24 protein-coding genes are annotated in these 26,324 nt (G+C 61.4%); 19 read left to right on the forward strand and 5 right to left on the reverse strand.

Features of this window, described 5'->3' with window-relative positions:
- Positions 1-140: 140 nt before the first annotated feature.
- A complete protein-coding gene (locus ACYQ2T_RS06640) occupies positions 141-2,375 on the reverse strand; it encodes an LPS-assembly protein LptD (RefSeq protein ID WP_459899464.1) in 2,235 nt (744 codons plus the stop codon).
- Between the two features lie 297 nt (positions 2,376-2,672).
- Here ACYQ2T_RS06640 and alr point away from each other — a divergent pair, with 297 nt between their 5' ends.
- From alr to thrC, 8 genes are all read left to right on the forward strand, one after another.
- Positions 2,673-3,794, forward strand: coding sequence for an alanine racemase (gene alr, locus ACYQ2T_RS06645; RefSeq protein WP_459899466.1), 1,122 nt, complete (start codon positions 2,673-2,675; stop codon positions 3,792-3,794).
- Positions 3,795-3,880: 86 nt separating this feature from the next.
- Positions 3,881-4,192, forward strand: coding sequence for a 30S ribosomal protein S6 (rpsF, locus tag ACYQ2T_RS06650; protein ID WP_459899467.1), 312 nt, complete (start codon positions 3,881-3,883; stop codon positions 4,190-4,192).
- Entirely contained in the window at positions 4,192-4,452 is a 261-nt protein-coding gene (gene rpsR, locus ACYQ2T_RS06655) for a 30S ribosomal protein S18 (RefSeq protein WP_404844661.1), read from the forward strand. Before rpsF ends, rpsR begins: the two co-directional genes overlap by 1 nt.
- 12 nt (positions 4,453-4,464) lie before the next feature.
- Entirely contained in the window at positions 4,465-5,055 is a 591-nt protein-coding gene (gene rplI / locus ACYQ2T_RS06660; RefSeq protein ID WP_404844662.1) for a 50S ribosomal protein L9, read from the forward strand.
- Positions 5,018-6,484: a replicative DNA helicase gene (gene dnaB, locus ACYQ2T_RS06665; protein WP_459899470.1), complete on the forward strand. Its 1,467-nt coding sequence runs from the start codon at positions 5,018-5,020 to the stop codon at positions 6,482-6,484. Before rplI ends, dnaB begins: the two co-directional genes overlap by 38 nt.
- 43 nt (positions 6,485-6,527) lie before the next feature.
- Positions 6,528-7,820 (forward strand): phenylacetate--CoA ligase family protein, encoded by a 1,293-nt coding sequence (locus tag ACYQ2T_RS06670; protein ID WP_459899472.1) that lies wholly within the window; start codon positions 6,528-6,530, stop codon positions 7,818-7,820.
- 9 nt (positions 7,821-7,829) lie between these two features.
- The gene (locus tag ACYQ2T_RS06675) at positions 7,830-8,336 is read left to right on the forward strand and encodes a DUF456 family protein (RefSeq protein ID WP_404844665.1); all 507 of its coding nucleotides are present in this window, start codon (positions 7,830-7,832) and stop codon (positions 8,334-8,336) included.
- 101 nt (positions 8,337-8,437) lie between these two features.
- A complete protein-coding gene (thrC, locus tag ACYQ2T_RS06680) occupies positions 8,438-9,889 on the forward strand; it encodes a threonine synthase (RefSeq protein ID WP_459899475.1) in 1,452 nt (483 codons plus the stop codon).
- A gap of 54 nt (positions 9,890-9,943) precedes the next feature.
- On the opposite strand, the gene ACYQ2T_RS06685 is transcribed toward thrC, so the two are convergent.
- Positions 9,944-12,841 (reverse strand): cache domain-containing protein, encoded by a 2,898-nt coding sequence (locus ACYQ2T_RS06685; protein ID WP_459899477.1) that lies wholly within the window; start codon positions 12,839-12,841, stop codon positions 9,944-9,946.
- 194 nt (positions 12,842-13,035) lie between these two features.
- Here ACYQ2T_RS06685 and ACYQ2T_RS06690 point away from each other — a divergent pair, with 194 nt between their 5' ends.
- The gene (locus ACYQ2T_RS06690) at positions 13,036-13,824 is read left to right on the forward strand and encodes a TlyA family RNA methyltransferase (protein ID WP_459899479.1); all 789 of its coding nucleotides are present in this window, start codon (positions 13,036-13,038) and stop codon (positions 13,822-13,824) included.
- Positions 13,825-13,907: 83 nt separating this feature from the next.
- Here the strand turns inward: ACYQ2T_RS06690 and ACYQ2T_RS06695 are convergent, their stop codons facing one another.
- Positions 13,908-14,747 (reverse strand): rhodanese-like domain-containing protein, encoded by an 840-nt coding sequence (locus tag ACYQ2T_RS06695; RefSeq protein WP_459899481.1) that lies wholly within the window; start codon positions 14,745-14,747, stop codon positions 13,908-13,910.
- Positions 14,748-14,912: 165 nt separating this feature from the next.
- Between ACYQ2T_RS06695 and ACYQ2T_RS06700 the strand changes: the two genes are divergently transcribed.
- Positions 14,913-15,425, forward strand: coding sequence for a rhodanese-like domain-containing protein (locus ACYQ2T_RS06700; RefSeq protein WP_459899483.1), 513 nt, complete (start codon positions 14,913-14,915; stop codon positions 15,423-15,425).
- Positions 15,422-16,435, forward strand: a complete 1,014-nt coding sequence (locus tag ACYQ2T_RS06705; RefSeq protein WP_459899485.1) for a MauE/DoxX family redox-associated membrane protein — start codon at positions 15,422-15,424, stop codon at positions 16,433-16,435. The genes ACYQ2T_RS06700 and ACYQ2T_RS06705 overlap by 4 nt, the downstream gene beginning before the upstream one ends.
- Here the strand turns inward: ACYQ2T_RS06705 and ACYQ2T_RS06710 are convergent.
- On the reverse strand, positions 16,388-17,155 hold the full coding sequence (locus ACYQ2T_RS06710) for a hypothetical protein (RefSeq protein WP_459899487.1): 768 nt from the start codon (positions 17,153-17,155) through the stop codon (positions 16,388-16,390). The two genes, ACYQ2T_RS06705 and ACYQ2T_RS06710, sit on opposite strands and share 48 nt — an antisense overlap.
- A 2-nt stretch (positions 17,156-17,157) precedes the next feature.
- A complete protein-coding gene (locus ACYQ2T_RS06715; protein WP_459899489.1) occupies positions 17,158-17,883 on the reverse strand; it encodes an energy-coupling factor ABC transporter ATP-binding protein in 726 nt (241 codons plus the stop codon).
- Between the two features lie 115 nt (positions 17,884-17,998).
- On the opposite strand from ACYQ2T_RS06715, the gene ACYQ2T_RS06720 reads away from it, so the two are divergent.
- The 8 genes from ACYQ2T_RS06720 to amrB all read left to right on the forward strand — a co-directional run bounded on the left by ACYQ2T_RS06720 (position 17,999) and on the right by amrB (position 26,309).
- On the forward strand, positions 17,999-18,436 hold the full coding sequence (locus ACYQ2T_RS06720) for a hypothetical protein (protein ID WP_459899490.1): 438 nt from the start codon (positions 17,999-18,001) through the stop codon (positions 18,434-18,436).
- A gap of 218 nt (positions 18,437-18,654) precedes the next feature.
- The gene (locus ACYQ2T_RS06725) at positions 18,655-19,335 is read left to right on the forward strand and encodes a class I SAM-dependent methyltransferase (protein ID WP_404844675.1); all 681 of its coding nucleotides are present in this window, start codon (positions 18,655-18,657) and stop codon (positions 19,333-19,335) included.
- Between the two features lie 45 nt (positions 19,336-19,380).
- Positions 19,381-19,800 (forward strand): nickel-responsive transcriptional regulator NikR, encoded by a 420-nt coding sequence (nikR, locus tag ACYQ2T_RS06730; RefSeq protein ID WP_404844676.1) that lies wholly within the window; start codon positions 19,381-19,383, stop codon positions 19,798-19,800.
- A 5-nt stretch (positions 19,801-19,805) separates the two neighbouring features.
- Positions 19,806-20,588, forward strand: a complete 783-nt coding sequence (gene folE2 / locus ACYQ2T_RS06735) for a GTP cyclohydrolase FolE2 (RefSeq protein WP_404844677.1) — start codon at positions 19,806-19,808, stop codon at positions 20,586-20,588.
- A 62-nt stretch (positions 20,589-20,650) separates the two neighbouring features.
- A complete protein-coding gene (locus tag ACYQ2T_RS06740; RefSeq protein ID WP_404844678.1) occupies positions 20,651-20,995 on the forward strand; it encodes a flagellar basal body rod C-terminal domain-containing protein in 345 nt (114 codons plus the stop codon).
- Between the two features lie 190 nt (positions 20,996-21,185).
- On the forward strand, positions 21,186-22,193 hold the full coding sequence (locus ACYQ2T_RS06745; protein ID WP_459899494.1) for a sigma-54 interaction domain-containing protein: 1,008 nt from the start codon (positions 21,186-21,188) through the stop codon (positions 22,191-22,193).
- 108 nt (positions 22,194-22,301) lie between these two features.
- Positions 22,302-25,451, forward strand: a complete 3,150-nt coding sequence (locus tag ACYQ2T_RS06750; RefSeq protein ID WP_459899496.1) for a tetratricopeptide repeat protein — start codon at positions 22,302-22,304, stop codon at positions 25,449-25,451.
- Positions 25,452-25,499: 48 nt separating this feature from the next.
- Positions 25,500-26,309: an AmmeMemoRadiSam system protein B gene (amrB, locus tag ACYQ2T_RS06755; protein WP_459899498.1), complete on the forward strand. Its 810-nt coding sequence runs from the start codon at positions 25,500-25,502 to the stop codon at positions 26,307-26,309.
- Positions 26,310-26,324 lie beyond the last annotated feature (15 nt).

Raw genomic sequence — 26,324 nt, forward strand, 5'->3', positions numbered from 1 at the left:
CTGTCCCATGGCCGCGTGGGTGGACGATGTCCCATGGCCGCGTGGATGGACAATGTCATTTGGGCGCGTGGCCGCGCCACGCAAAACGGGCGCGGAAGCAAAGCTCCCGCGCCCGGTGATGGTGTGGTGTGCGCCGCGCGCTACAGGGACAGGCCCAGCAGCGTGATGCGCGCTTCAAAGCGTGCTTCGTCGTCGGTCTGCGTGGTGAGCAGTTCCAGCGCGTAGCATTGGTGCGTGTAGATAAGGCGCAGGGTCTTTTCCAGATCCGTCGCGGCCTCGATATCCGTGCGGTACAGGAAATCCACGGTCCAGTTGGGATTAATAATCCACGCCATGCCGAACTTGAGCTGGCGCAGGCGTTCGCGGTCCTGCCGCTTGTACTCGTCCAGCGCTTCCTGAAAGTCCACACCAAAGGATGCGCGCATCATCTGGGGGATTTCGTAGGTCAGGAAGTGCTCGTGCTCGGTCATGTCGCCAAGGTAGGGCGAGAACATGGTGCGGCTGGTCCAGCTGACGTTTTCGTTGTAGCGGAACTGGGCCTCGGCGAGGAAATCCGAGAACGGGCGGCGCTCGTACTCGTCGCGCTCGTCCTCGCGGGTGGCCTCGCGGCGGTCGTAGCTCTGTTCAAGGCGCAGACGCAGGAAGTCCAGATAATCCACAACCGGTTTGTAGGCGGTGGTGTCGCCGTCGGTGTACGGGGTGATGCGCACGCGCCTGCGGTCAAGGACGTTGGTCACGGAGTAGGTGATTTCGTTTTGGGCATCCAGCCTATCGAGGTCGTCGTAGTAAGGATTGTCCTCCTGCCCGACGTAGGGCATCCAGTCGTAGTCCACGCGTGGCTGGATGGAGTGGCGGATGCGCTGCCATGCGCTTTTGCCGTCGTTTTCCTCGGTGGCGTCCAGCGTGTCGGAACCAAGGTCGTACACGCGGGACAGCTCTGTGAAGGCGCTGACGGTGAAGTTCGGCAGGTGGCGCATGCGCAGGTCTTCCGCATCGGTTCCGCTTTCGTACTCATCCTCAATGTAGAGGGTTTCGCGTAGTCCGGCGGTGGGGATGACGGAGATGGGACCAACCTCAAAGGGCAGGCTGAGGGACGGTTCGGCTTCCACACGCATGCCGGAATCGCCCTTGGCGCGCCAGAAGTAGCCCGAGGACGAATCCATCATGAACTCAAGGGGCAGCCCTTCGAGCAGTTGATCCTTCCAGACGAAGCCGAAGAGTTCCGGCAGGCGCTGGAGGGTGGGATTGTCGTCGGGATCGTGGTTGTCGTTCATGTAGGCGAAGTTCTGGGTGTATTCCAGACGGCCCGCCACGCCCACGCGGTCCCACGAGCGGGAGACGAGCAGGGTGGAGGTGCGTTCTTCGGCGTCGGCGTCGGCGATGTCGCGGCCAAATTCGTCAAGGAAGACGCTCTTGGTGCGGTCGAAGCCGGTCTTCCCGGCCTTAAATTCGCGCAGGTAGTTCTGGTCCGAGGCGTAGTCGATGTCCAGCTTCACCTTCCAGTCGGGGTTCGGCAGGTGGCCATCGAACTTGCTGCGCACCCAGAAGCGGTTGCGGTTGGGGCGGATGAGGCCGTCGTCGTCAAACTGCGAGTCCTCGTCGGACTCGGAGTTGGCGCGGATGCTGTCGTGCAGCCAGTCCGCCTGCCAGACGCCCTTGGTGTCGGCGTCCGGGGTGTTGCGGTACTCAATGCCCTGCTGCAGGCCGCGTTTGGCCATGAAATTCTCGTAGAACGTGGCGTCCTGTTCGTCATCAATGGCCCAGTAAATGGGCTGATTGTAGAACACGCCATTACGCGAACTGGCACCGAATTCCGGCAGCAGCAGGCCGCTTTGGCGTTTGGTCTTGGCGGGCAGGATGAGGTAGGGCGAGTACATCATGGACGTGTTCCCCACCTTGAAGGTGGAGTTCTTGAGCCATGCGTAGCCCTCAATGGTGACTTCACCCTCGTCCATGTCGATGGACCATGCGTCGTCCGGGTTGTCACAGGCCGTGACCGTAGCGGAGCGGAAGCTGTAGGTGTCGCCCTCGTGTTTTTCGATGCGGGCGCCGGAGAAGTAGAGGTGGGCGTCGTCCACGTAGACGAATCCGTTCTTCAGCCAGCCAACTTGGGTGTTGAGGTCGAATTCGGCTTCGTCCGCGGTCATGCGGTCCGCGGTCCAGACGGCTTCCACGTTGCCCTTCAGGTAGACCCAGCCGGTTTTTTTGTAATACCGGGCAAAGTCCGCAGTCAGGTAGCGATCGCCCTGGGTGAGGCGGACGTTGCCTTTGGCCTCGATGATTTCGGGGTCATGCTGGGCGGCGAGGTGGTCGGCGCTGAGCTGCCATGCGGAGGCCTCATGCGAGGCGGACTGGTCCTCATGCCGGGTGGGCATGTCTGCACCTGCTGGCGCGGCAATGGCGACGCCAAGGGGCGCCATCACGACACAGGTCAGCAAAAGTAGTGTTAATACGGCCTTTTGGGGGAGCCGAGTGCGGATCATTGAAGTCATGATCGTCCGTGCGTTATAGGGTACAAGCGAAAAGAGGCACAGCGGCCGTCACCTAGCGACATCCGGGCACGTACCATAGGTCCGGTGAAATGAACAGTAGGCATAAGGATGGAAATTTCTTATACATGCACCCGACACAAAGGTGCAACCACCCGCCCCACGCAACTTGACGAGGACTACATGCCTATCGCCTACAATCATCTCGAAACACTCGTTTACCCAGGCAGAATCGTTGAAAATTGGCGCAAGCTGGAAGCACGGGGCGGCCACGCCTACGCTGTGGTGAAGGCTGACGCCTACGGCCACGGTCTGCGGGAAGTGGCGCGGGCGCTTGCCGCCGCGGGCGCGCATACGCTGTGCGCCGGGACCGTTGAAGAGTCCGTCAGCATCCGGGGGATGGGGTATGAGGGGCGCGTTGTGTCCCTGCTTGGTCCCCAGCTGGAGGAGGACTTCGCCGCCGCCATCCGCCACCGGATTATTCCGTTTATCGCCGACGCCGAGCAGTTGAAGCGGCTGGATGCGGAGGCCGCAAGCCTGAACGTGGTCCAGCCCATATCAATTAAGATAGATACCGGCATGGGGCGTCTTGGCTTTCGGGCCGAGGACGCGCAGGCCGTGGCGGACCTCTTGGACGGGCTGCCTCATGTGACGGTGGCGGGCGTGAGTTCGCACCTTGCCTCGGCGGATATGCCGCAGGACAGGGCCGCGGTAGAGGCGCAGAACGCGCGGTTTTGCGACGCCGTGCAGGTGTTGCGCTCGCGCGGGCATGAGTTTGAGGCCAACCTTGCCAACTCCGCCGCGCTGCTTGCCTATCCGGAGATGCACCACGACGCCCAGCGCCCCGGGCTGGCGCTGTACGGGTGCAACCCCTTCTGGGGGACGGAGCAGGCCGGGCTTGGCAGCGACTTGGTCCCGGCCATGGATGTGCGCTCGCGCATCTACCAGACGCACGGGCTCCGCGCCGGAGAGACGGTGAGCTATGGCCGCACCTTCACTGCCCAGCGCGGCATGCGCATTGCCGTTATCGCCGCAGGGTATGCGGATAATTACATGCGCGCCATGTCGGGCGTTGGCGCGGTGTGTGTGCGCGGACAGCGGGCGCAAATTCTTGGGCGGGTGTGCATGCAGATGACCGCCGTGGACGTGACGGACATCCCGGACGCCACACGCGGCGACGACGTATGGCTGCTGGGCGGCCCGGACGAGTGCGCCGTGCGCGCCGAGGAGTTCGCCGACTGGTGCGGAACCATCAGTTATGAGATACTCTGCCTTCTGGGCCAGAACCCGCGCCGCTACGCTTGACAGAGCGTGGTGGTTGGCTTATTGACTGCGTTTTCCCTTGCTCTTGCCGATGGCGGTAAGGGCCAATAGACCATGAGGAGTAATTCATGAGAAAGTTCGAGACTTTGCTGCTGCTCTCTCCTGAGCTGTCAGCCGAGGAACGTCAGACGGTTCTCGACACCCTGGGCGCTGTTGTCGACCGCGAAGGCGGCAAGATGCTCACTGTCGACGAATGGGGCATGCGCGACCTCGCCTATGCCGTGAACAAGAAGACCCGCGGCTACTACGTGCGCCTGGAGTACACCGCTCCCGGCCAGCTCGTTGCCGAGCTGGAACGCATCGTCCGTATCACCGACGGTATCTACAAGTTTGTCACCGTTCGTCTGGCCGACAAGGTTGAAGCTGAGGAGAACGCATAATGGCTTTCAAAAAGAGATTCACTCCGCGGAAGAAGTTCTGCCGTTTCTGCGCAGACAAGGAACTCCCCATCGATTACAAGCGCCCCGATATCCTTCGTGATTTCGTGACCGAGCGCGGCAAGATCATTCCTCGCCGCATCACTGGCACTTGTGCCAAGCACCAGCGTCGCCTGACCGTTGCGATCAAGCGCGCAAGGCAGATGGCTCTTCTGTACTACACTGCCGTGCACAGCAGTGCAGTCAAGAAAAGGACGCTCTAGGGGAGGCTTGTCATGAAACTGATTCTTCGTGCAGATATCGACAATTTGGGCCGCCTGGGCGACGTCGTTGACGTAAAGCCCGGCTATGGCCGCAACTTCCTTCTGCCTCAGGGCTTTGCCATGGTGGCTACTGAAGCCAACATGAAAGTCTTTGAACTGGAGCGCAAGAAGCTCCAGGAACAGATGGACAAGATCCGCTTCGACGCCGAAGAAATGGGCAAGAAGCTGGAGGACGCCACCATCGTGCTCCGCATGCGTGTGGGCGACGGCGACAAGCTGTACGGCTCCGTCACCAATGCCAACATTGCGCAGGCTCTTGCCGATCAGGGCTTGGAAGTCGACAGGAAAAAGATTATTCTTGGCGACCCCATCCGCTCCCTGGGCCGCTACGGCGTGCCCGTCAAGCTGCACCCCGACGTGCAGTGCGAACTGAGCGTGTGTGTTGTCCGTCACGACTGGGTCGAAGGCCAGCCCATCACTGCCGAAGAGGCAGAGGCTGCCCTGGAAGAACAACCTGAAGCACCCGCCGAGGCTCCGGCCGAGGTAGCGGAAGAAGAAGCTGTAAATGACGCAGGACAGGCCGAAGAATCCGAACAGGCCTAGCAACGATATCTCCCGGTCCCCTCAGGGGACCGGGGGTTCCGCTGTTGCAGATACCCTTTCCAGGGCGTCTGGCGACATGCTGCGGAAAGTCCCCCCCCATAACCTCGAAGCCGAACAGGCGGTTTTGGGGGGTGTTTTTTTAAAGTCCAACGTATTTCATGATCTGGTGGACGTCCTGTCCGAGGACGACTTCTATTCACCGGCCCACCGCATCATATTCCGGGCATTTCAGGAATGCTTCCGTAAGTCCATTCCCATGGACCTCTTGACCGTCGCCGAAGAACTTCGGATGCTCGGCAAGCTGGACGAAGTGGGCGGTCCCGTCTATTTGGCGGAACTGGCGGACTCCACGGTCAGCACCTCCAACGCCCTCTACCATGCGAAGATTGTTCGCAACAGGTCGGTTCAGCGCCAGCTTATCGGCGTGGCATCGGACATCATTGGCAACTGTTTCGACAGCGGCAGTGATGTGGACGCGCTCTTGGACGAGTCCGAGCAGTCCATCTTTGCCATCTCTGAGCAGCGCTCGAATAAATCCTTTGTTGCGTCCAAGGAGCTGGTGAACCAGGTTTTTGAAAAACTGCAGGAACTCTACAGCCGCAAGGAGCTCGTCACCGGCGTACCCACCGGGTACTACAAGTTTGACGAGCTGACAGCGGGCCTGCAACCTACTGACCTCATTATCATTGCCGGACGTCCCGCAATGGGTAAGACCTCCTTCGCCCTGAACCTTGGGCTGAGGGCGGCTTCCGATTACGGAACGCCCACCGCTGTGTTTTCGTTGGAAATGGGCATGGACCAGTTGATGATGCGTATGCTCTGTACCAAGGCAAGAGTTAACCTTGCAGACATGCGAAGGGGCTTCATCGACGACGAGGCTTGGGCGCGCCTGTACGACGCCGCCGAAGATATGTCAGCCTGTCCCATTTACATTGACGACACACCGGCAATCAGCACGCTGGAGCTTCGCGCTCGTTGCCGCCGACTCAAGGCGGAAAAGGGACTGGGACTGGTTATCGTCGACTACCTGCAGCTTATGCGAGCAGGTCGCACCATCGATTCGCGTGAACAGGAAATCTCCGAAATCTCACGGACGCTCAAGGCACTGGCGAAGGAAATTCAGGTGCCCGTGATCGCGCTGTCGCAGTTGAACCGTAAGGTGGAAGAGCGCACGGACAAACGTCCCAAGCTCTCTGACCTTCGTGAGTCCGGCGCCATTGAGCAGGACGCCGACATGATCGTCTTCCTCTACAGGGACGAGGTCTACAACACCAGCGACGACAATCCCAAAAAGGGTGTGGCCGAAATCATCATCGGCAAGCACCGTAACGGTCCCACCGGCACGGTGGACCTTGCCTTTATGAAGGAACACACGGCCTTCGAGAACCTCGCCGTCCCCGCGGAAGCTGCTGACTACACGAACTCTTGACATACCCCGCGCAGGTCACACTCAACCGCATCTGGAGCCGACTGTGTACTTCGACAAAGCCGAGACCTACTCCCGTGAGGACATCGAAAAGGTTCAACTCGTCCGACTGCAAAGCACCATTGAGCGTGCACGCAACTCGCGCCTGTATAGGGACAGGCTGAGTGGCGTTTCCGCTTCGGACATCCGCTCCATCGACGACGTGCGTCGTCTGCCGTTTACCACCAAGGACGACCTGCGCGGCAGCTATCCCGATGGGCTGCTGACCGTGCCGCACGAGGACTTTGTGCGCCTGCACGTGTCCAGCGGCACCACCGGCAATCCCACTGCGGTCTATTACACGCAAAACGACCTGAATTCCTGGGCCGACCTCATGGCGCGGTGCATGCACATGATTGGCATCCGGCCCGGCGATACCTTTCAGAATATGAGCGGCTACGGGCTGTTCACCGGCGGGCTCGGCGTCCACTACGGCGCCGAGCGGCTGGGCTGCCTGACCATCCCCTCCGGGGCGGGCAACACCTCGCGCCAGATTAAGCTGATGCAGGACTTCAGGACCAGCGCCATCCACATCATTCCGTCCTACGCGCTGTACTTTGCCGAAGCCCTCGAAAAGCGCGGCATTGACCCGAAAAAGGACCTCAACGTGCGCGTCGCGCTCATCGGCGCGGAGCCGCACACCGAGGAGACCCGCCGCAAGATTGAGGATGCCCTCGGCATTAAGGCCTACAACTCCTACGGGCTGTCCGAGATGAACGGCCCGGGCGTTGCCTTCGAGTGCGAGCATCAGGACGGCATGCACGTGTGGGAAGACGCCTACATCGTGGAAATCATCAATCCCGAGACCCTTGAACCCGTGAAGGAAGGCGAAGTGGGCGAGATTGTCATGACCACGCTGCAGCGCGAGGGCATGCCCATTATCCGCTACCGCACGCGCGACCTGTGCCGCTTTATTCCCGGCACCTGCGCCTGCGGCCGCCAGCACCGCCGCCTCGACCGCATCAAGGGCCGCGCGGACGATATGATGATCCTTAAGGGCGTCAACATCTACCCCATGCAGATTGAGCAAGTGCTCATGGCCATGCCCGAGGTGGGCCAGAACTACCTCATTGAGCTGGATAACGACGGGCACATCGACTACATGCGCGTGCGGGTGGAAGTGAAGGGCGAATTTTTCATTGAAGACATGCGCGCGCTGAATGCCCTGCAAAAGCGCATTCAGACGTCGCTGCGAAACGAGATACTCATCACGCCCAAGGTGGAACTCGTGGAGGCCAACAGCCTGCCCAAGAGCGAAGGCAAGGCCAAGCGGGTTCAGGACCTGCGCAGCGTGTACTAGGGAGACTGTATGGCTGAGTTCCTTGCGGTTGGCTTCATCGTCATCATGTTTGGCGTTTTGCTGCTGCACATCTTTTCGCTGCCTGCAAACTGGATTGTGTTGATCCTTGTGGGGCTGTGGAAGGTGACGCATCCTGATATGGCGCTTTCGTGGCTGGGCTTTGGCGGCCTTGCCGCCCTTGCGGCCCTTGGCGAGGCGCTGGAATTCGTCATCCGCATGAAAGGGGCCTCCCGCTACGGCGCGTCCACACGCGGAAACTGGGGCGGCGTTATCGGGGCCATTGTCGGCGCGATATTCGGCGCTGGGTTCCTGCTGGGCGTTGGGGCGCTGCCCGGCGCGCTTATTGGCGCGTTTGGCGGATGCCTTGCCGCGGAGCGGCTGTCCGGCCGCGACTTTGAGGGCGCGCGCCGCGCCGCTGTGGGCGCCATGTATGGCACCTTCCTTGGCCTTGTGAGCAAGGTCGGCATTGGTGTGGTTATGGCGTGGTACGCCGCCGGGTCGGTCTGGCCCGCGTAAACTGGCATTTCTTGCGGTGTGGTGGGGCGCACGGGGCGACGACCCCCCGCGCCCGCCGCGCCCAACCTCTAGCCTGTGTGAAACGAGAAGGACAAAGGACAATGTCTGAGAGGAACGCGTTTCCGGAGTACCGGGGACGCATGGAATATTACTGCCTTGGCTGCGGCGCCACCTATGGCACCGAACAGTTGCACTACACCTGCCCGGACTGTGGCGGCGTGTTCCTGCTGCGCGACACTGGCTTTGACGCCCTCAAGCAGACGTCCGGCGAGACGTGGCGGAGCATCTTTGATGACCGCGCCGCCTCCAAGACCGACGCCCTGCGAGGCATCTTCCGTTTCTATGAGCTGATGGCTCCGGTGATGGATGAGCGGGACATTGTCTACCTTGGCGAAGGCAACACTCCCATTATCCACTCCAGCCGCCGCCTGAGCGACCAGCTGGGCGGGCAGAAGATGGCCTTTAAGAACGACGGCCAGAACCCCAGCGCGTCCTTTAAGGACCGGGGCATGGCTTGTGCGTTCAGCTTCCTGAACCACCTCATCCGCACACAGGGCCTTGATGAAGTGCTGGCGGTGTGCGCCTCCACGGGCGATACCTCCGCCGCTGCGGCGCTGTATGCCTCCTACGCGGACAGCGCCATCAAGTCCGCCGTACTGCTGCCCGAGGGCAAGGTGACCCCGCAGCAGTTGGCCCAGCCGCTGGGCAGTGGCGCTGTGGTGCTGGAAGTGCCCGGCGTGTTTGACGACTGCATGAAGGTTGTTGAGCACCTTGCGGACAACTATCAGGTGGCGCTCCTCAATTCCAAGAACGCATGGCGCATCCTCGGGCAGGAGTCCTTCGCCTTTGAGGTCGCCCAGTGGTATGACTGGGACCTCGCCGGAAAGGCCGTGTTTGTGCCCATTGGCAATGCGGGCAATATTACCGCCATCATGAGCGGCTTCCTCAAGCTGCACGAGCTTGGCGTGATTGACGCGCTGCCGCGTGTGTTTGGCGTGCAGTCCCACCACGCGGACCCGGTGTTCAAGTACTACGCCGCCGCGCCGGAAGAGCGCCAGTGGCAGCCCATGCAGGTGGAACCCAGCGTGGCGCAGGCCGCGATGATTGGCAATCCTGTGTCCTTCCCCCGCGTGCGCTCCTTTGCTGAACGCTTTGAGGCCGTGGCCGGAGCGGGCAGCTTCCAGGTGGTGCAGGTGACGGAGCAGGAAATTATCGAGGGCATGCTTCTGGCCAACCGCCACGGACATATCTCCTGCACGCAGGGCGGTGAATGCCTCGCCGGGCTTATGAAGGCGCGCGAGGCCGGCCTTATCCACAAGGACGAGACCGCCGTGCTGGACGCCACCGCCCATATGCTGAAGTTCATTGGCTTTCAGGATATGTACTTCCAGAATGCCTTCCCGCCCGAGTACGGCATTACGCCGGACCCGGAGCGCACCAACACCCCCCTGCGCGTCATTGACGCCGGGGAGAAGGAGCGCCTCAGCGAGGCCGAATACACCAAGGCCTGCGCCACGAGCATCGTGGATCGCCTTGGCCTGAAGTCGCGCTAGAGCGGGATACAGAGAGACGACATGACGGGGACGCCTGAGAGGGCGTCCCTTTTTTTATTCGCCGCCTACGGGCAGGGTGATGGTGAAGCGTGTCCACTCGCCGGACTGGGAGTCCACCCGGAATTCCCCGCCGTGGTTGCGGGTAATGATGAAGTACGACACGGACAGCCCAAGGCCGGTCCCCGCGCCGGCCTCCTTGGTGGTGTAGAAGGGCTCGAACACGCGGCGTTTGAGGGCCGCATCCATGCCGGGGCCGTTGTCCTCCACCTCCACGCGCACGCGCTCGGTGTCGTGCGAAATACGAAGCGTAATGTGCGGCGTATCGTTTTCGAATGACTTTGTCGCCAGCGCCTGCCCGGCGTTTTTGAGCAGGTTGAGGAACACCTGTTCAATTTCCGTCCGGCTGACGTGCACAAGGGGGACGTCCGCGTCGTAGTCGCGCTGGATGGTGATGTTGCGGAAGTCGTATTGCTTGTCGGGCTGGTAGTCCTTGGACGCAAGTTCCACGGCATCATCAAGGATGGAGCTGAGGTGGTAGGGGCGCTTGTTGGTGTCGTTGCGGCGGCTGAAATCGAGCATGTTGCGCACGATGGTGGCCGCGCGGTTGCCGGCCTCGGCAATGCCCTCCAGATAGGTAGGAATGCGCCGCATGTGGAGGTATTCGCTCACTGCCTCAAGGTCCACGCCGGTGGCGCGGGCGGCCTTGGCGTTGGCGGGCAGATTGGGGGAGAGGCGGCGGATGATATTTTGGTTGGATTGCAGAATGGCGCCGAGAGGGTTGTTGATTTCGTGCGCCATGCCTGCGGCCAGCCCGCCAAGGGAGACCATTTTTTCGGATTCGAGGATCATATCCTCAATGCGCACGCGTTCGGTGACGTCATCAATGCGGATGACAGCGCCGGAGGTCGTCTCCGTGCCGAGTGGATAGGCCGTGATGTCGTAAAACCGCTGTTCGCCGTCCGCAACATGGACGAGGCGCGGGGTATGCTGTGGTTCCTTTTGATGGATGGCGTGGCGCACCATGGGCATATGCCCCGCCATGGCCGGGAGGATATCGTCCAGCTTTTCGCCGAGTGCCCCCTGCATGTCGATGCCCGTATAGTCCTGTGCGGCGCGGTTCCACTGAATGATGCGTTCAAACTCGTCCACGGCCACCAGCACCGAGGGCATGGAGTCCACAATGTTGCCCAGCAGCAGACGCAGGCGGCTCAGTTCGCCCTCGGCCCGCCTTTTTTCCGTGATGTCGCGGAAGTTGTAAATGGTGCCCAGCGTGGCGTCTGCATTGACGAGGGGGTAGGTGGCGCGCTCTATGATGCGCCCATCCGTGCAGATAAGCTCGTCAAAGAGAGCGGCGTCCACCGTGGCAACGGTGGGGCGGGGCCACTGCGGGGGCACCGTCAATTGTTCGGCAATGCGCTCGCGCACCCGCCGGACACTGAAGCCAGAGGGGGCGTCGCTTGGGGGGATGCCCCACAGTTCATGAAAGCGGGGATTGGTCTTGATGATGTAGTCCGCCGTATCCGTCACCAGCAGCCCGTCGCCAGTGGAGTTGAAGGTCACGCGCAACAGCTCCTCGCGCTGGAGGAGGTCGTTGTTCATTTGGCGGAGCTTGGCGGTTTTGGTGCGGACGCGTTCTTCCAGCTCGCTGTGGGCTTTAGCGAGTTCCGCAAGAGCGGCGGAACGTTCGCGGACCATCTCGTTGGCCGGGGCGGCCAGCTGGCGGAATTCGTTAAAGACCATGGCCTCCGGGTCGATGTAGGCGGCTCCTGATGCGGCCTCGCGAAAGAAGTTGGTCAGCGCGGCAAAGCTGCTGTTGAGCCGGGCCGTCAACACCCGGACGATGATGGTGATGCTGATGAGCAGCACGGCCATGATGGCCCCAATGGTCAAAACGCGGTCGCGGATGTCGGCGCGCAGGTCGGCTTCCATGGCGACCATGGCGCTGTCGAGGTCGTCGAGGTACACCCCGGCGCCAAGAATCCAGTTCCACTGCGGAACGTGCAGAAAATACGTCAGCTTTGGGTAGCGTCCCGGACCTGCGGGCTTCTCCCACACGTACCGCAAAAAACCGCCGCCCGGAGATGTTGCGGCGCGGATGACCTGTGGGATGAGGGGGCGGCCGTCTTCATCGGTGGTGGCGTTCATGGACTTTCCGGCAAGGCTTGGCTCCGCGCCGTTGGCCAGCATGATGCCGTGCATATCCAGCGCGAAGACGTAGCCCGTTTCGTCAAAGCGGATGCGCTCTATGCGGTCCAGCGTCTCCGCCTTAATGACTTGCTCTACGTTTTCCAAGTATTCGCCGGTGCCGAGAATCCAACCAAGGGGCTGGAACAGCTTCACGTACGCTATTTTGGGTTCCGGGCTGGCTGGCTTTCCGGGCTTTGGCCACAGGTAGCTATAGAATCCTTGGCCCTTGGTGGCGGCAATATCGATGAGGTCCTTCACCACACTGCGGCCACTGGGGTCGCGTAGGCCCAGAATGTTTGTGTGCTCCATCTCGGGGCGCACGGGCATGAGTTGCTCCACGCCGTGTATATCCGTGGCAAAGTAATACCCCCGGCCCGAGTTGAAGCGGATGGGGCGCAGGGCCTCGCGGATGAGGGCGCCGGTGCGCTTTGGGCCAAGGGGGCCGATATTGAGTCTGTACAGGTGGCTGGCAATGGCGTGGGCTTCTTCAACGCGGTCGCGGATGGCGCGACGCAGGCGGGTGTCCGTGGTGCTTTTTTGGTAGGAGATATAGTCGAGCACCTGTGTGACTTCTTCGCGCAGGACAAGGCGGCTTTCGAGAATATGCTGTTGTTTCAGCTCCTGCGAGGTGGCCTGAAACATGGCGTATTCACTGTATATCCACAGTCCGCCGGTGAGGGCCATGGCCGCAACGGCAAGAAGCAACATGCGCTGCTTGATGGTTCGGGTCAGGCTCCGGACAGTGGCAGAATGTGGTGCCGCCATAGTTTCACTTGGGCTGGAGGGTGAGCCGCAGGACGGCGTATGCAAATCGCCTACCTCATGTCATAGTGATAAAGCACGGAAGCGGCTATGGCAAATAGACGCTGCAAAGCGTGGAATACTGCCGCGCACTTGCCCTCCGGCGCCGTCTGTGCAATGAGAGCGCGGACCGATTAACATCAACGTGCGAAGAATGTATGGCAAAGAAAAAAGTACGGGCCGACCAGCTCGTGTTCCAGCAGGGATTGGCCGATAGCCGCGAGAAAGCGAAGCGGTTCATCATGGCGCGTCAGGTTTTCATTGAACTGGACGGCCGCAGGGAGCCTGTGTCCAAACCCGGCCAGCAGTTGGCCGAGGACGCCGAACTGTCCGTGAAGGGCGCGGACCGTTTTGTCTCGCGCGGGGCGCATAAGCTGCTCACCGCTATTGAGCACTTTGGCCTGTCCTGCGAGGGCAAGGTTGCGCTGGACGTTGGCGCGTCCACGGGCGGGTTTACGGACTGCCTGCTCCAGCACGGTGCGGCGCGCGTCTACGCCGTGGACGTGGGGTACGGTCAGCTGGATGCCAAGCTCCGCACTGATGAACGCGTGGTGAACCTGGAGCGCACCAATATGCGCCTCGCCGCTGATGACCTTATCCCCGAGCCTGTGGACATGATTGTGGCGGATGTGTCGTTCATCTCGCTGGTCAAGGTCATGGGCCCGAGTGTGCGGTTTTTGAAACCCGGCGGCGAGATTGCCGCCCTCGTCAAACCGCAGTTTGAGGTTGGCGCGTCGCAGACCATTAAGGGCGTGGTCAAGGACGAGCGCCTGCGCCAGCAGGCCGTGGACAAGGTTGTCCATGCGCTGGTGGCGGATATGGGGCTGGAGTTCGTCGGCGTTATCCCCTCACGCATCAAAGGCCCCAAGGGCAATCAGGAATATATCATTTATATGCGCCGCCCTGTGGACGCCGCCGAAGCCGCGCCTGAAAAGACGGACGCGTAACGGCAGCGCGCCAAGGCCGCACCGTCAAACGGCCCCGCAGGTTTGTCCTGCGGGGCCGTTTTGTGTCTGCAATGGGGCGGCCGTTAGGCGGGCTGCATGCGGTCCATGAGTGTGCCAAGGGCCTTGAGGTGGCGCTTTTCCTCATCCGCAAGGGTGAGGAGCAACTCGCGCGATTCCTGCACCCCGGCCTCTCGGGCGTAGCGCATGTAGAGGTCCAGCGCCTGCGCCTCAAACATCATACCTGCTTCCACAACGCCTTTTGGCGAGGTGAGCGCAGGCATGTTGCGCTTAATGAATTCATCGGCGGTCAAGCCGCCTTCAAGGGGCGGTGCGTCCTGCGGCTGGGCGGACGCCGTGAGCTGGCTTTGGTCCAATTCCTCGCCGGTATGCTGGCGGTAGACGGTAAGCAGCCACGTTTTATGCTTGGCCTCGAAGCCCGCGAGACGCTCAAGGGTGTCTGCGACTTCTGGCGCTTCGGCGCGTTTGTCCTCGGCCATGCGCTGGTAGAACTCGCCAAGGTTCTCCTCCATGCGGCAGGCTAGGGCGATGATTTCCGACAGGGTTTCCTCGCCGCTAAAGAACACAAATCCTGCGCTGGCTGGGCCTACCGCGCCCTCGCCGGTCCACGCCGCAATGCCGCCGACAAGGTTGTACACCTCGCCAAAGCCGTCGCTGCGCAGCATGCTGGCAGCCGCCGAACTGCGTCCGCCGGAGTGGCAATAGGCAATGACAGGTTTATCATGCGGAATAGTGTGCAGGGCCTCGGCAAGACGGGGCAGGGGGATATGCAGCGCCCCCGGCAGGTGCTCCTCCTCATATTCCCAGTCCTGACGGACGTCGAGGAGGGTGTAGGTCCCTTGGGCATTGGACGCCATGTAGGCGCGGGCTTTGTCTGGGGACATGTCCTTGTATTGGGAGAGCATTTTGCGTATTCCGCCTATGAGTTTGATGAGAAACATAGGGGATATGGTATCATGCAGCGCACCCGCATGCAAAACCGGAGAAAAGACTTGATGATCGGGCGTGTGTGACGCAGTATTTCCCGGTTCCGTGATAAAACCGCAAGAGTTCAGACAAGTTGAGGCGAAATGCGACTGTTTTCTCCGAAGATTACCTTTGTGTATGAGATGGTGGCGCTGCTTGTGCTGTCCGTGGTTGCCGCGCATCTCCTGAGCGACCATCACCCCAAGGGCCTGACGTGGGAGCGCCAGCCCCTGCGGCCGGAGGTTGCCGTGGAGAGTGCGGACCAACTGCCGGAGCCGCAGGAGCTTGGCACCATTGGGACCGATATGGCCCTGCGGCTGTATGCCGAGCAGGACGCACTGTTTGTGGACGCCCGTTTTCTTGAGGACTACGAGGCGGGGCACATCCCCGGCGCGGTGAACATTGCCCCGGGCATGTTTGCCGACGAGGTGGAGGCCGTGCTTGGCGCGCCCGAGGACGAAACCACCCTTGTCATTTATTGCAGTTCCGCCAGCTGTATGATGAGCCACGAGCTGGGCGAGAACCTGCGGATGCTGGGCTACACCAATATTTTGATTTATGAGGCCGGATTCAAAGGCTGGCAGGACGTTCAGGGCGACGTGGAGCAGAGCGAATGAGCAGAGTGGAAGACTTTGGACGCATCGTCCTTGGCGTGGTGTTCATGGCCGCGTCCGTCATGAAGATACTGGAGCCGGGCCTGTTTGCGCAGGTGGTGCAGAACTACCAAATCCTGCCGCCCGAGGCGATCAACCCCGTGTCCATGGTGTTGCCGTGGCTGGAGTTTGTGTGCGGCGCGGCCCTCGTGTGCGGCGTGGCCGTGCGCGGCGCGTCCGTGCTTATTACGGGCATGCTGACGGTGTTCATTATTGTCATGTGGTACAACGTCTCCCGCGGGCTGGACATCAGCTGTGGCTGCTTTTCCGTGCGCCCAGACGCCAAGGGCGAGATGATGTATTCGGTCTGGCGTGATACCGCCCTGCTGGTTTTGTCTATCCTTGTGATGTGGCGCAGCTTTGTGGAGCACGCGGCAGAAGTGCGCTCGCACCGCTTGCAGCGCGACATCCGCCGTGCCCAGCGTCGTGGCAGAACCCTCGCCACGATGGATGCGCCGTCTGCCGCACCTACGGGCGCTGTGGCCGGAATGCCTCGCGTGGAGGCTGAGACGGGACAAGCGAGCGACCCGTGGGCGGAGCTGGACAGCGCGGCGCAGGACGCGGGAAAAGGCGAGGCCGCGGATGGCGGCGCATTTCCCGCTGGCTACACGCCGCTTGGCGAATCCGCTTCAACGGCTCCCCGGTTTGGGGATGCTGAGCGCGCTGTGGATGCTGACGGAGTGGTAGGCGCTGGCGATGCGGCAGACGCTCAGCCAAAGGCCGAATCCGCGCCTGAACCCATCGCGCTGGGCCCTGAGTTTGCCGCGTCAGAGGGTGAACCGGACGCTGAATTGGACGCAAAACCGGACTCGGAGAATGAAGAGCCGGACGCGGAGAAGTCTGCTCCCCGCGCGCCGGAATCCGCCCCAGCCGGGCAGGGCGACGCCGCCAGCGATGACGGCGGCCAGTCGGCCCAGCCGGAGTCGTCACAGCCGGGCGAGGATGAACCCGGCAAGAAGGGCGACGCTTCCTAAGCACCAATGAGCGGCGTTGGCCGGGAAAGGTTCCCGCCACGCCGCTTCTTCGTCCAGACCGCGCGAGGCAATGGCTATGGTCTGGTTCCATGTTTTTTGGCTGAGGGCGCGGAGTGCGGCCTGCGGAAGCAGGATAAGGCGTTGCCGCCACGGCACGTTGGTCCCGCGCAGGCGCATGGTCTGCCGCAAGCGGGCAAAGGTCTGCCACGTCAGCGGCAAAAAGTGGATCATCAGCGCAAGGGCGAGGGCGACGCTCCACGCGCGGCGGCCAAGCACTGGGCGCAGCATCCACGCTAAGGCCAGCCCCAGCTTACGCGGCGAAGACGACAGCGCAAGACACAGCCCCACCAGAATAAGCAGCCCCAGCCGTAGGCCAAGCAGGCCGCTCTCTGTCAGGGCCGCCGCAACGGACGCACCGCTCCAGAGTTCCACGAGGCACTTCACCACGGTCCACAGCCACACAAAAATCCCCGCCGCAGCGGTCAGCCGCAGGTCAGCCGCAGACCGGCGGCTGAGAAACGCCGTCAACGCCGCGGCGGCTCCGGCAAAAACGCCAAGGCCAACCGCCCCGGTGTGGAGGATAAGCAGGCCAAAACCAAGGGCCAGCAGGATGCGGACCCGGTGGTCCAGCACGAAGTGGGGCGGCTGGGCGGGGCCGCCATGTGTAGCGCTGGCTTGGGGCGCGGCGGCTGTGGGCGCAAGGCGTTTTCCGTCCTGCATAGCTATTCCCACCGCCGCAGGGTGCGGTCCAAGGTCCAGCTGTCCGGTGGACGCACGCCATATTCTGCAATGCCGTCCAGCACCTGTTCCGGGCGTCCGGCGCGCACCAGTCTTCCGCCGTGCATCACGGCGATGATGTCGGCAAGGTCCACCAGCGGGGCAAGGTCATGCGAGGTGATAATCTGCGTGAGTCCGGCCTCTTTGCTGTCTTCAATCAGTCTGCGCATTTCGCGCATGCCGGGGTAGTCCAGCCCGCTGAGGGGTTCATCAAGGAGCAGGAATTCCGGTTCGCGCAGGAGAGTTGCGGCAAGGCATAGCTTGCGTTTTTGCCCCCATGACAGGTGCTGAACCGGGGTCTGCCATTGCTGGAGAAGGTCAAAGCGCTGGGCCATGTCGCGGGCGGCTGCGCTGCGCTGTGGTCCTGCCCCGCCAAGGAGCAGATCTTCCTCCACCGTGGAGCCGAGAATTTGCAGGTCCGCGTCCTGCAGCAGCAGCCCGGCGCTGCGCCGGAAGGCCTTTTCATCGCCGGGTGTGGTGATGGGGCCGCGTGCAATGCTCCCGGATTTCGGCGACAGCAGTCCCGCCAGCAGGGAAAGCAGGGTGGTTTTGCCTGAGCCGTTGGCCCCGGCAAGCACCACGATGCTGCCCGCCGGGATGGACAGGGAAATATCCTGAAGCGTGGCCGGGGCGCCACTGTAGCTGAAGCAGACGTTGTGGATTGTTATCATTATGGTAGTCTCGCTTGAAGTCGTAGGGCGAACAGACAGTTGCACATGCCCCGCCCCCTAGTCCAGCCCGGTGTGGGCCCTCATGCGCGGGGGCGGAAAGATTTCTGGAGGCACCATGCATCAGCTGCTTCACATGTTTCATCCGGCCCTTATGGGCGTGCTTATTCTTGTGGCCCTGTATGTATTCTATACGGGAACGCAGCGCGCGAGAATGCTGCATTTTGGGCACAAGGCACGCTTCGCGTACGGGCGGCACGTTTTTCTTGGCGCTGTGGTGGTGCTGGGGATGGTGCTCGGTATGCCGGGTGGGATGTATTTTGCGTGGCACCGTACCGGCGAGCTTGGCAGCACGGGGTGGCACTTCGTTAATGCGGTTTGGTACATCCTGCCGCTGCTCGTTCTGGGCGGCGGCGCGGGCTGGCTGATGCATGTGCGCCGTGCCAAGCGGCTTCTTCTCCCCGTGTTTCATGGGCTGTGCATGGTGCTGCTGGTTGCGCTTGCCCTGTGTCAGGCGTCCACGGGCGTGCTGATATTGCGCTCCACGCCGTATTAAATTATGCCGAGCCCTCCCCCGGGCCATGCATACTCCTTTGGTGCCCGCCAGAGGACGAAATCCGCGCGCTTTCGGCGCAGGGTGTCATATTCTGCGTGTGAAAAATGGTGCGTTGTATGCCGGGTCTATTGACATCGTGTTACTGCGGGTGTAGCGCCGGACGTGGAGTGGAGCGCAATAATTGCTGCATCCCACGTTTGTAAGGAAGTGACACGATTATGCAGGACAAAACCCCCCACATTGATGTGAACGGACCGCGCCAGCGCCTTGAGGTGACCGCGGCGGGGCGGACGTGGCTTATTGAGCGCACGGCCGACCTTGAAACACTGTGGGAGAGCATTGGCGAGGACGATTTTGGACAGGACGAGCGCCTGCCCTATTGGGCCGAACTGTGGCCCTCCAGCGTGGTGCTGGCCAACTGGCTGGCGCAAAACCGCGAGCGCATCGCGGGCCGCGTTGGGGTGGACATGGGGTGCGGCCTTGGGCTGACCGCCCTTGTGGGCGCGTTGTACGGCGCGCGGGTTTTGGCCTTTGATTATGAATATGAGCCGTTGGTCTTTGCCCACGGCAATGCGCCGCTCAACGGCGTCAGCCAGCCCCTGTGGGTGCAGATGGATTGGCGCTCCGCCGCGTGTGCGGCAGGGGCGGCGGACTTCATCTGGGCCGGGGATATTATCTACGAAAAGCGCTTTATCGGCGCGGTGACGGATTTTTTGGACCACACTCTGGCGGCGGATGGCGTGGCATGGATTGCAGAACCCGGCCGCGCTGTTGCGAAGCCCTTTGAACGCGCCGTGCGAGAATTGGGCTGGAGCTTTCGGCGCGTGGTCACCGAAACCATGCAGTGGGAAGGCCACCCCGTGACCGTGCATATCCTTGAAATAACGAAAAATGCTTGACCATAACGGTCTGGTATGAAAACCCCGATCATTTCGGAGGACGCAATGGGAAAGACGATCCGTTTTGGTGTCTCGCTTGATTCCGACCTGCTGGACAAGTTCGACAAGCATTGCGAAGAGCACAGCTACCAAACACGTTCCGAGGCCATTCGCGACCTCATTCGTAACACGCTGGTAAAGAAAGAGTGGGAAGAGTCCGATAGGGAAGTTGCCGGAACGCTCAGCATGGTCTATGACCACCACCAGAGCAACCTTTCCCAGCGTCTCACGGAGTTGCAGCACGAGGCGCACGAGCTTATTCTTTCGACGCTGCATGTCCACTTGGACCATCACAACTGCCTTGAGGTGCTCGTCCTCAAAGGCCCTGCGGACAGGATCCGCAGCCTCGGCCAGCGGCTGGCTTCGACCAAGGGCGTCAAGCACGGCAAGCTGAGCCTGACTACTACCGGACAGGACTTGGTATAGACCCAATGAAGGATGTACAAAGCGGCCCGGCCGATGTGGCGTTGCCCATCGACCGAGTCGGCGTGAAGAATTTGCGCCTGCCCGTTCTGGTAAAAAACCGGGACAACAAGGGCGAGGTGCAGCATACCGTGGCGCAGGTTGACCTTTCCGTCGATTTGCCCGCACGCTTTAAGGGTACGCACATGAGCCGCTTCATCGAAGCGCTCAAAGAGTGGAGCGAGGAGCTGGACTACGCCAGCTTTATGCGCCTGCTGGGGGATGTGCGGACCCGGCTCGAGGCCGAGCGTGCGCACCTGATCTTTCGGTTTCCGTACTTTCTTCTGCGCAATGCGCCGGAGACGGGAACCGCGGCACCAATGGACTACCAGTGCAGCCTGGTAGGCGAATTGGACAATGGGAATCTGACCTTCGAACTGGGTGTGGATGTACCCGTTATGACGGTGTGCCCGTGCTCCCTTGCCATTTCAAGTGGCGGGGCGCATAGCCAGCGCGCCATTGTGCGGGTTCGGACTCGTTCGCAGGGTATGGTGTGGATAGAAGACCTTATCGGCATTGCCGAACGCGCCGGGTCGTCCCCGGTTTATGCGCTCCTCAAGAGGGAAGATGAGCGCCGCGTGACGGACGACGCCTTCGCCAACCCCGCCTTCGTAGAAGACGTGGTGCGCGCGGCGGCGCACGAACTGCGCCAGCTGGAGCAGGTGTCGTGGTTTAAGGTCGAGGTGGAGAGCCAGGAGTCTATTCACAATCACAGCGCGTATGCCATTATTGAAATGGACAACGACTTGTGAGAACCTGATAGACAGCGAGGGGTCTTCGTGTGCCCTCGTGACCCGAAAAGGACGGTTTTCCCATGAAAGTGCTAGGCACAGCCCAATCAGCTCTCAGTGCGTTCTCCACGGCGCAGGCCGTGACGGCGAACAATATTGCCAATGTGAATACCGAGGAGTTCATGCCCTCGCGCACGGACTTTGAGGAACGCCCGGACTATTCCGGCGTCGCCGTTGCAGATATCAGCCAGGAGGGCAGTGCCGTGCCCACCGCGGGCGGCGTCCTGCCGTCCCCAGCCCCATCGCAGACGGACCTAGCCGTGGAAATGACCACGCTCATGTCCAACCAGCGGGCCTTCGAAGCGTCCGCTGCTGTTGTTCGCACACAGGACGAAATGCTTGGTACGCTTCTTGATAATCAAGTGTGAGATGCCGAAAATGCTGACAAAATACCGTCAGTAGCCAGTATTCGGCATACGTGTGTCCTGGTTTTCTAAAAGTTTTCTTGACTTTGCGTCAGTGTATTGACAGCAATATGCTGATAGCGTGTGTCTTTACGCGTTGTTTCCGGTGCTTGTCAGAGGGGGGACCGGCAACCGGGGCTCATGTGGAGGATCAATGGATATCGTTAAGAGTGGTATCATAGGACAAAGCCCGGCCCTGAAGAAAGTCTTCGGGGTGCTCGCCAAGGTCGCCCCTACCGAAAGTACGGTCCTTGTCACGGGTGAATCCGGAACCGGTAAGGAACTGCTGGTTCGCGCACTCCATGCCAACAGCAAACGGGCGGACAAGCCTTTTGTCCCCATCAACTGCGGGGCCATCCCGCGCGAACTTCTGGAGTCCGAACTCTTCGGGCACGAGAAGGGCGCTTTTACGCATGCCATCCGTTCGCGCGCCGGCCGGTTTGAGCTGGCCGACGGCGGCACCATATTCCTTGATGAAATAGGCGAATTAGACCTCTCTTTGCAGGTGAAAATCCTGCGCGTACTGCAGGAGCGCGAGTTCGAGCGCGTTGGCGGAAGCAAAACCCAACAGGTGGATGTGCGCATCGTTGCCGCCACCAACCGCGACCTTGAGGACGAAGTCAACAAGGGCAACTTCCGCGAGGACCTGTTCTACCGTCTTAACGTCATTCCTTTGCACCTGCCGCCATTGCGGCAGCGCGGGAACGACGTCTCGCTGCTTGCAGACCATTTTCTGAAACGCTTCACCGATACACAGGGTTGCGCGCCGCTTAGGCTGGGTCCGGAGGCGCGGGCCATGCTCCTGTCCTACTCATGGCCGGGAAATATCCGCGAACTGGAAAACTTCATGGAGCGGCTGTCCATCCTCTGCGATGGCGATACCATCACGCCCGAAGACCTGCCGGAGAAAATCTGGTCGGACATCGGACGCGAGCGCCCCATGGAGGAAATGCCCCCAGCTGTGCCTGCCGGCTTTGCATGGCCGCAGGTTCAGGACCTTGTGGACAAGGACCTTGACCTCAAGGCCTTCCTGGACAAGGTGGAGGAAAAGCTGCTGGTGGAGGCCCTGGGACAGGCCGATGGCGTCAAAAACCGGGCTGCCGAGATCCTCGGCATCAAACGGACGACGCTCATCGAAAAGTTGAAGAAGAAAGGCCTGTAATCCTGTGACTGTCAGCGGTCCCCGCCGATTGGGGCTTCCCGTGGCAAAGACATATCGTGCAGGACGCATTTGTAAGCGTTTTGCATGGTTGTTGCATAAAGAGTTGTCGTGAGCGTTCGTACTATTAGCAGCCTGTTCTGCATCCTCTTGCTGGCAAGCCTTGCGGGGCTTTGTTTCCCGGCATCCGGCCGGGCCGTGTCGTATTCCTTCGGGCTTCACCCGGATAAGGAACGCGTCGTCTTTACCTTTCCAGACAACCTGCCAAAGTATGACGTCGTCCGTACCGGCAAGCGCAGTCTGACTGTTGCCGCGCCGGAGGGTATGGGCACCGTTACCGGGGGCCGCCCGGACCTTGGCGGGGCAAACATTGTGGGAAGCGTCACCCCAAAGCCGGACGGGGCAACCCTTGGGCTAAAGACCGATGCCTTCGGGTATGTGGCCTTCACGCTGGAGAACCCGCCGCGCCTTGTGGTGGACGTCTTCCCGGACCCGCTGGGCGCGCGGTGGACGCCGCGCGCAGGGGCTGAGGCGCCGCAGGCCAAAGCGCCTGCACCCGCCAAAAAGCCCGCCCCCAAGGCGAAAAACGCGACGCGTACCGCGCCGAAGGTGAATGCCACCACGCCACGCCGCGCCGCCGCGCCACAGACCAATGCGACGGGGAACCGTACCGCCGCCCCATCCCGCACCAATGCCACTCAGGCCAATGCCACCGCACCCTCCCGCGCCGCCGCGTCCAATCAGACCGAGTCGAAGTCCATGTCCCAACGCGTGGACAGTGGCGACGACGCGGCCAAGGATTCCGGCAATGTTTTTCGTGGCCGGGTGGTGAAGGGGCAAGGTGTCCCCGAGGTGCGTCAGAAGCTGACGGCACCGCAGGCCGTGCGCCGTCCTGTGGCGTCCAATACCACCGCCACGCCGGAACCGCAGGTCTCCGCTGCCGCCAAGACGCCGTCGCAGCGTGTGGAGCAGAAGGCCAATGGCACTGGTGTACGCGAGAAGGTGGCTGATTTTCTGCGTGACGAGTCCATGCCGTGGGCCGTTCGCGCCAAGGTGAACCGTGGTTCCAAGGCCGACGCAACTCCCCTCAGCGCGCCTGAGGATGATATGTCCGGCGTGAGGGCGGCTTCGGACGCGCTCCCGCAGCCCGTCGCCGAAGAGCCGCAGCCCGAGCCGGAAGTGCAGCCTGAACCGGAATCGCCCCAGCAGCCGGAGGAAACGGTTGTGGCCGAAGCGGAGATGACTCCGGCCGAGGACAACGCCACCAACGCCACCAATGCGACGCAGACGCCGGACTTTGAGGAAGTGATGCTGGGCGCGCAGACGGCCCAGAGCATGGGAGAGTATGACACCGCGCTGGAACAGTTGGATATCCTGACCCGCGACACCCGCGTGCCCGACGACATGCGCGAGGAAGCGCTCTATATGAAGGCCGATGTGCTCTACAGCAAGCACACGGGTGAGCTGGAAAGCCACTTTGACGAGATTAACGGCGCGTACGAAACCGCCATGAACTCCAATCTGGACTCCCAGCGCGTGCCCACAGCGCTCCTCAAGCGCGGCGTGCTGAACCTCAAGGTTGGCAATATTCCCGAAGCGACGGCGTTCTTTAACCGCCTGCGCAAAAAGTACCCCAACGACCTGAATGTCCCCCTGACCTATTATTACTGGGGTGACTACTATTTCAAAAACAAGAACTACCAGCGCGCAGCGGACGAGTTCCAGTACCTTGTCCAAGTCTACCCGGACAGCCAGTTCGTGCGCGAGGCTTCCCTTGGTCTGGCCCGGTCCCTCAAGGAGCTGGGTTACGACAAGCAGGCCTTCCAGATTGTGGACTTTATCGAAAAGCGCTGGCCGCGCTATTATATCGAGTTCCCGCCGTTCCTGCAGTTGCAGGGCGACGCCGCCTATCAGGTGGACAATTTCGAGGCCGCCAAGGACTACTACTGGTCGTATTACAACATCGACCCCAAGGGCGACGACGCGGACATCATCCTTGCCCGCCTTGGCGATATTTACGTCAAGACGGACAAGCCCGCCGCCGCGCGCGAAGTGTACCAAAAGGCCGTCACCGAGTTCCCGGACCGCGAGGGCGGGCTGATTTCCAAGATGCGCCTTGCCGAGGAAGGCATCTACGACGCTCCCACCGTGGAGCAGATGTACAGCATCTTTGACAAGCCGCTGAACCTCAAGCCGTCCGAGATTTACAACGAAATCATCGCGGACCACCCGGAGAGCGCGCTTGCGCCGCTGGCGCACCTCAAGCGCGGCATCTGGGAGATGTGGAACAAGAAATACCTCGACGCCATTGCCTCTTCGCGGGCCTTCGCCCAGAAGTACCCGGAGAACAAGCTGCTCCCCCGCGCCATGGATGTGGGGCTGCAATCCTTTAGCCAGTTCGTCGAACCGCTGGTGCGCGAGGAAAACTACCCCATGATTATCAAGCTGTGGGAGGAAAACGACTTCCTGCGCAAACAGCGCGAGCAGCTTTCACCCGGCGCGCGTATGGCCCTTGCCCTCAGTTTCTGGAAGCGCGGCAATCCCGAGCGCGCGCTGGATATCGTGACGCCGTTCCTGAAACAGGCGCAGATTCCCGAAGCCTCGGAAATGGCCATGAGCCTTGCCCTGTCCGTGTATCTGGAAAATCAGGCGTGGGAAAAGGTGCTGGAGACTGCAGACGCCGTGAAGGAGTGGGAGCTTTCCCCGGACCATCGCCGCGAACTGCGCTACGCCGAAGCCCTTGCGCACGAGAATCTTGGTCAGTTGGACAAGAGCCGTCCCCTGTGGATGGAACTGGCGCAGGACCGCCAGCTTGACGAGCGCCAGCGCGCCTACGCCCTGTACTTCATGGCCCTTGAGGCCGAGGAGAAGGGGCAGCTTAAGGTTGCCTACAACAACGCGCAGGAGGCCCTTGATACCTTGCTCCGCAGGGACGAGGACCAGAGCAAGATTCGCGATACCTTGCGCATTCTTGTGAATGTGACCGAGCGCTCCGGCCGTGTGCCCGAGGCCCTGAAGTGGTCGCAGGAGTATGAAAAGCATATCCCTGAGGGCGACCCAAGCCTGCGCGCCCTGCATTACCGCATGGCGGGCCTGCACAAAAAAATTGGCGACACCAAAAAGTGGCGCGAAATGCTGGGCAAGCTGGCCGATTCCGCACCGGATACGCTCTATGGCCGTATGGCCGCGTCTGACCTCAAGCTTGACAGTCTTGAGCAGGCCACGCGACAGTATCAGCCAGACGCAACAACGTTGCAGTAACGCTGGAAGCATCCCCGTCAGCGCGCGCTGGCGGGGCGGAGGGGGAGTATGGATAGACTACCCGTCGTCGCCGGACAGTTCTACAGCAATGACCCGGACGCCCTGAAGCAGGACATCGCATCATGCATGTCCACCGCGGAAGGGAAAATGCCGGAGCGCACCGTGCTCGCCATGGTGCCGCACGCGGGCTATCCCTTTTCAGGGGGCGTGTGCGGCAAGACCATGGGCGAGGCGAACTTTGCCTCGCGCGTGATTTTGCTGGGCCCCAATCATACGGGCAATGGCCGCCCGCTGGCCGTGTGGCCAGATGGGGCGTGGCGCATTCCCGGTGGAGAGGTGCCCGTGGACGAAATGCTCGCCGCGCGCGTCATTGCCTGCCACACCGCGCTGGAGGCCGATACTGTGGCGCATGCCTACGAGCATTCGCTGGAGGTCGTGCTCCCCTTCCTGCGCACGGTTCGCCCGGATGTTGGGATTGTGCCCATCTGTGTGGCGGAATCGAATATTGACGTGCTCCGGGCCGTGGCCGGGAGCATTGCCGCCACCCTCAAGCAGGATCCCCAACCTGCCAGCATCGTCGTCAGCTCGGACATGAGCCATTTTCTTAGCGACGTGGAAACCCGAAAACTCGACACATCCGCCCTGAACGCAGCGGTGGCCCTTGACGCCGAAGCGCTGTATCATGAGGTCCTGTCCAAGGATATTTCCATGTGCGGCATTTTGCCGATGACACTTGGTCTTTTCCTCGCGCGCGAGCTTGGCGCAAACAGCGCCCGGCTTGTGGCGTATTCGACCTCCGGCGATGTGACGGGCGACTACAGCAAAGTGGTCGGCTACGCCGGAATACTGGCATCCTAAGCGGTGCAAGGAGTG

It is taken from the genome of Desulfobaculum senezii (assembly GCF_054657395.1).

Excerpts from the sequence above, each read along its gene's own strand:
- thrC (WP_459899475.1), top strand. The coding sequence starts at position 8,438 with ATGTCTGAGAGGAACGCGTTTCCGGAGTACCGGGGACGCATGGAATAT.
- rpsR (WP_404844661.1), top strand. The coding sequence starts at position 4,192 with ATGGCTTTCAAAAAGAGATTCACTCCGCGGAAGAAGTTCTGCCGTTTC.
- ACYQ2T_RS06720 (WP_459899490.1), top strand. The coding sequence starts at position 17,999 with ATGCATCAGCTGCTTCACATGTTTCATCCGGCCCTTATGGGCGTGCTT.
- ACYQ2T_RS06685 (WP_459899477.1), bottom strand. The coding sequence starts at position 12,841 with ATGGCGGCACCACATTCTGCCACTGTCCGGAGCCTGACCCGAACCATC.
- ACYQ2T_RS06715 (WP_459899489.1), bottom strand. The coding sequence starts at position 17,883 with ATGATAACAATCCACAACGTCTGCTTCAGCTACAGTGGCGCCCCGGCC.
- ACYQ2T_RS06690 (WP_459899479.1), top strand. The coding sequence starts at position 13,036 with ATGGCAAAGAAAAAAGTACGGGCCGACCAGCTCGTGTTCCAGCAGGGA.
- ACYQ2T_RS06740 (WP_404844678.1), top strand. The coding sequence starts at position 20,651 with ATGAAAGTGCTAGGCACAGCCCAATCAGCTCTCAGTGCGTTCTCCACG.
- amrB (WP_459899498.1), top strand. The coding sequence starts at position 25,500 with ATGGATAGACTACCCGTCGTCGCCGGACAGTTCTACAGCAATGACCCG.
- folE2 (WP_404844677.1), top strand. The coding sequence starts at position 19,806 with ATGAAGGATGTACAAAGCGGCCCGGCCGATGTGGCGTTGCCCATCGAC.
- alr (WP_459899466.1), top strand. The coding sequence starts at position 2,673 with ATGCCTATCGCCTACAATCATCTCGAAACACTCGTTTACCCAGGCAGA.
- ACYQ2T_RS06745 (WP_459899494.1), top strand. The coding sequence starts at position 21,186 with ATGGATATCGTTAAGAGTGGTATCATAGGACAAAGCCCGGCCCTGAAG.
- ACYQ2T_RS06700 (WP_459899483.1), top strand. The coding sequence starts at position 14,913 with ATGCGACTGTTTTCTCCGAAGATTACCTTTGTGTATGAGATGGTGGCG.
- rplI (WP_404844662.1), top strand. The coding sequence starts at position 4,465 with ATGAAACTGATTCTTCGTGCAGATATCGACAATTTGGGCCGCCTGGGC.
- ACYQ2T_RS06640 (WP_459899464.1), bottom strand. The coding sequence starts at position 2,375 with ATGCCCACCCGGCATGAGGACCAGTCCGCCTCGCATGAGGCCTCCGCA.
- nikR (WP_404844676.1), top strand. The coding sequence starts at position 19,381 with ATGGGAAAGACGATCCGTTTTGGTGTCTCGCTTGATTCCGACCTGCTG.
- rpsF (WP_459899467.1), top strand. The coding sequence starts at position 3,881 with ATGAGAAAGTTCGAGACTTTGCTGCTGCTCTCTCCTGAGCTGTCAGCC.
- ACYQ2T_RS06710 (WP_459899487.1), bottom strand. The coding sequence starts at position 17,155 with ATGCAGGACGGAAAACGCCTTGCGCCCACAGCCGCCGCGCCCCAAGCC.
- ACYQ2T_RS06705 (WP_459899485.1), top strand. The coding sequence starts at position 15,422 with ATGAGCAGAGTGGAAGACTTTGGACGCATCGTCCTTGGCGTGGTGTTC.
- ACYQ2T_RS06695 (WP_459899481.1), bottom strand. The coding sequence starts at position 14,747 with ATGCTCTCCCAATACAAGGACATGTCCCCAGACAAAGCCCGCGCCTAC.
- ACYQ2T_RS06675 (WP_404844665.1), top strand. The coding sequence starts at position 7,830 with ATGGCTGAGTTCCTTGCGGTTGGCTTCATCGTCATCATGTTTGGCGTT.
- ACYQ2T_RS06725 (WP_404844675.1), top strand. The coding sequence starts at position 18,655 with ATGCAGGACAAAACCCCCCACATTGATGTGAACGGACCGCGCCAGCGC.
- dnaB (WP_459899470.1), top strand. The coding sequence starts at position 5,018 with ATGACGCAGGACAGGCCGAAGAATCCGAACAGGCCTAGCAACGATATC.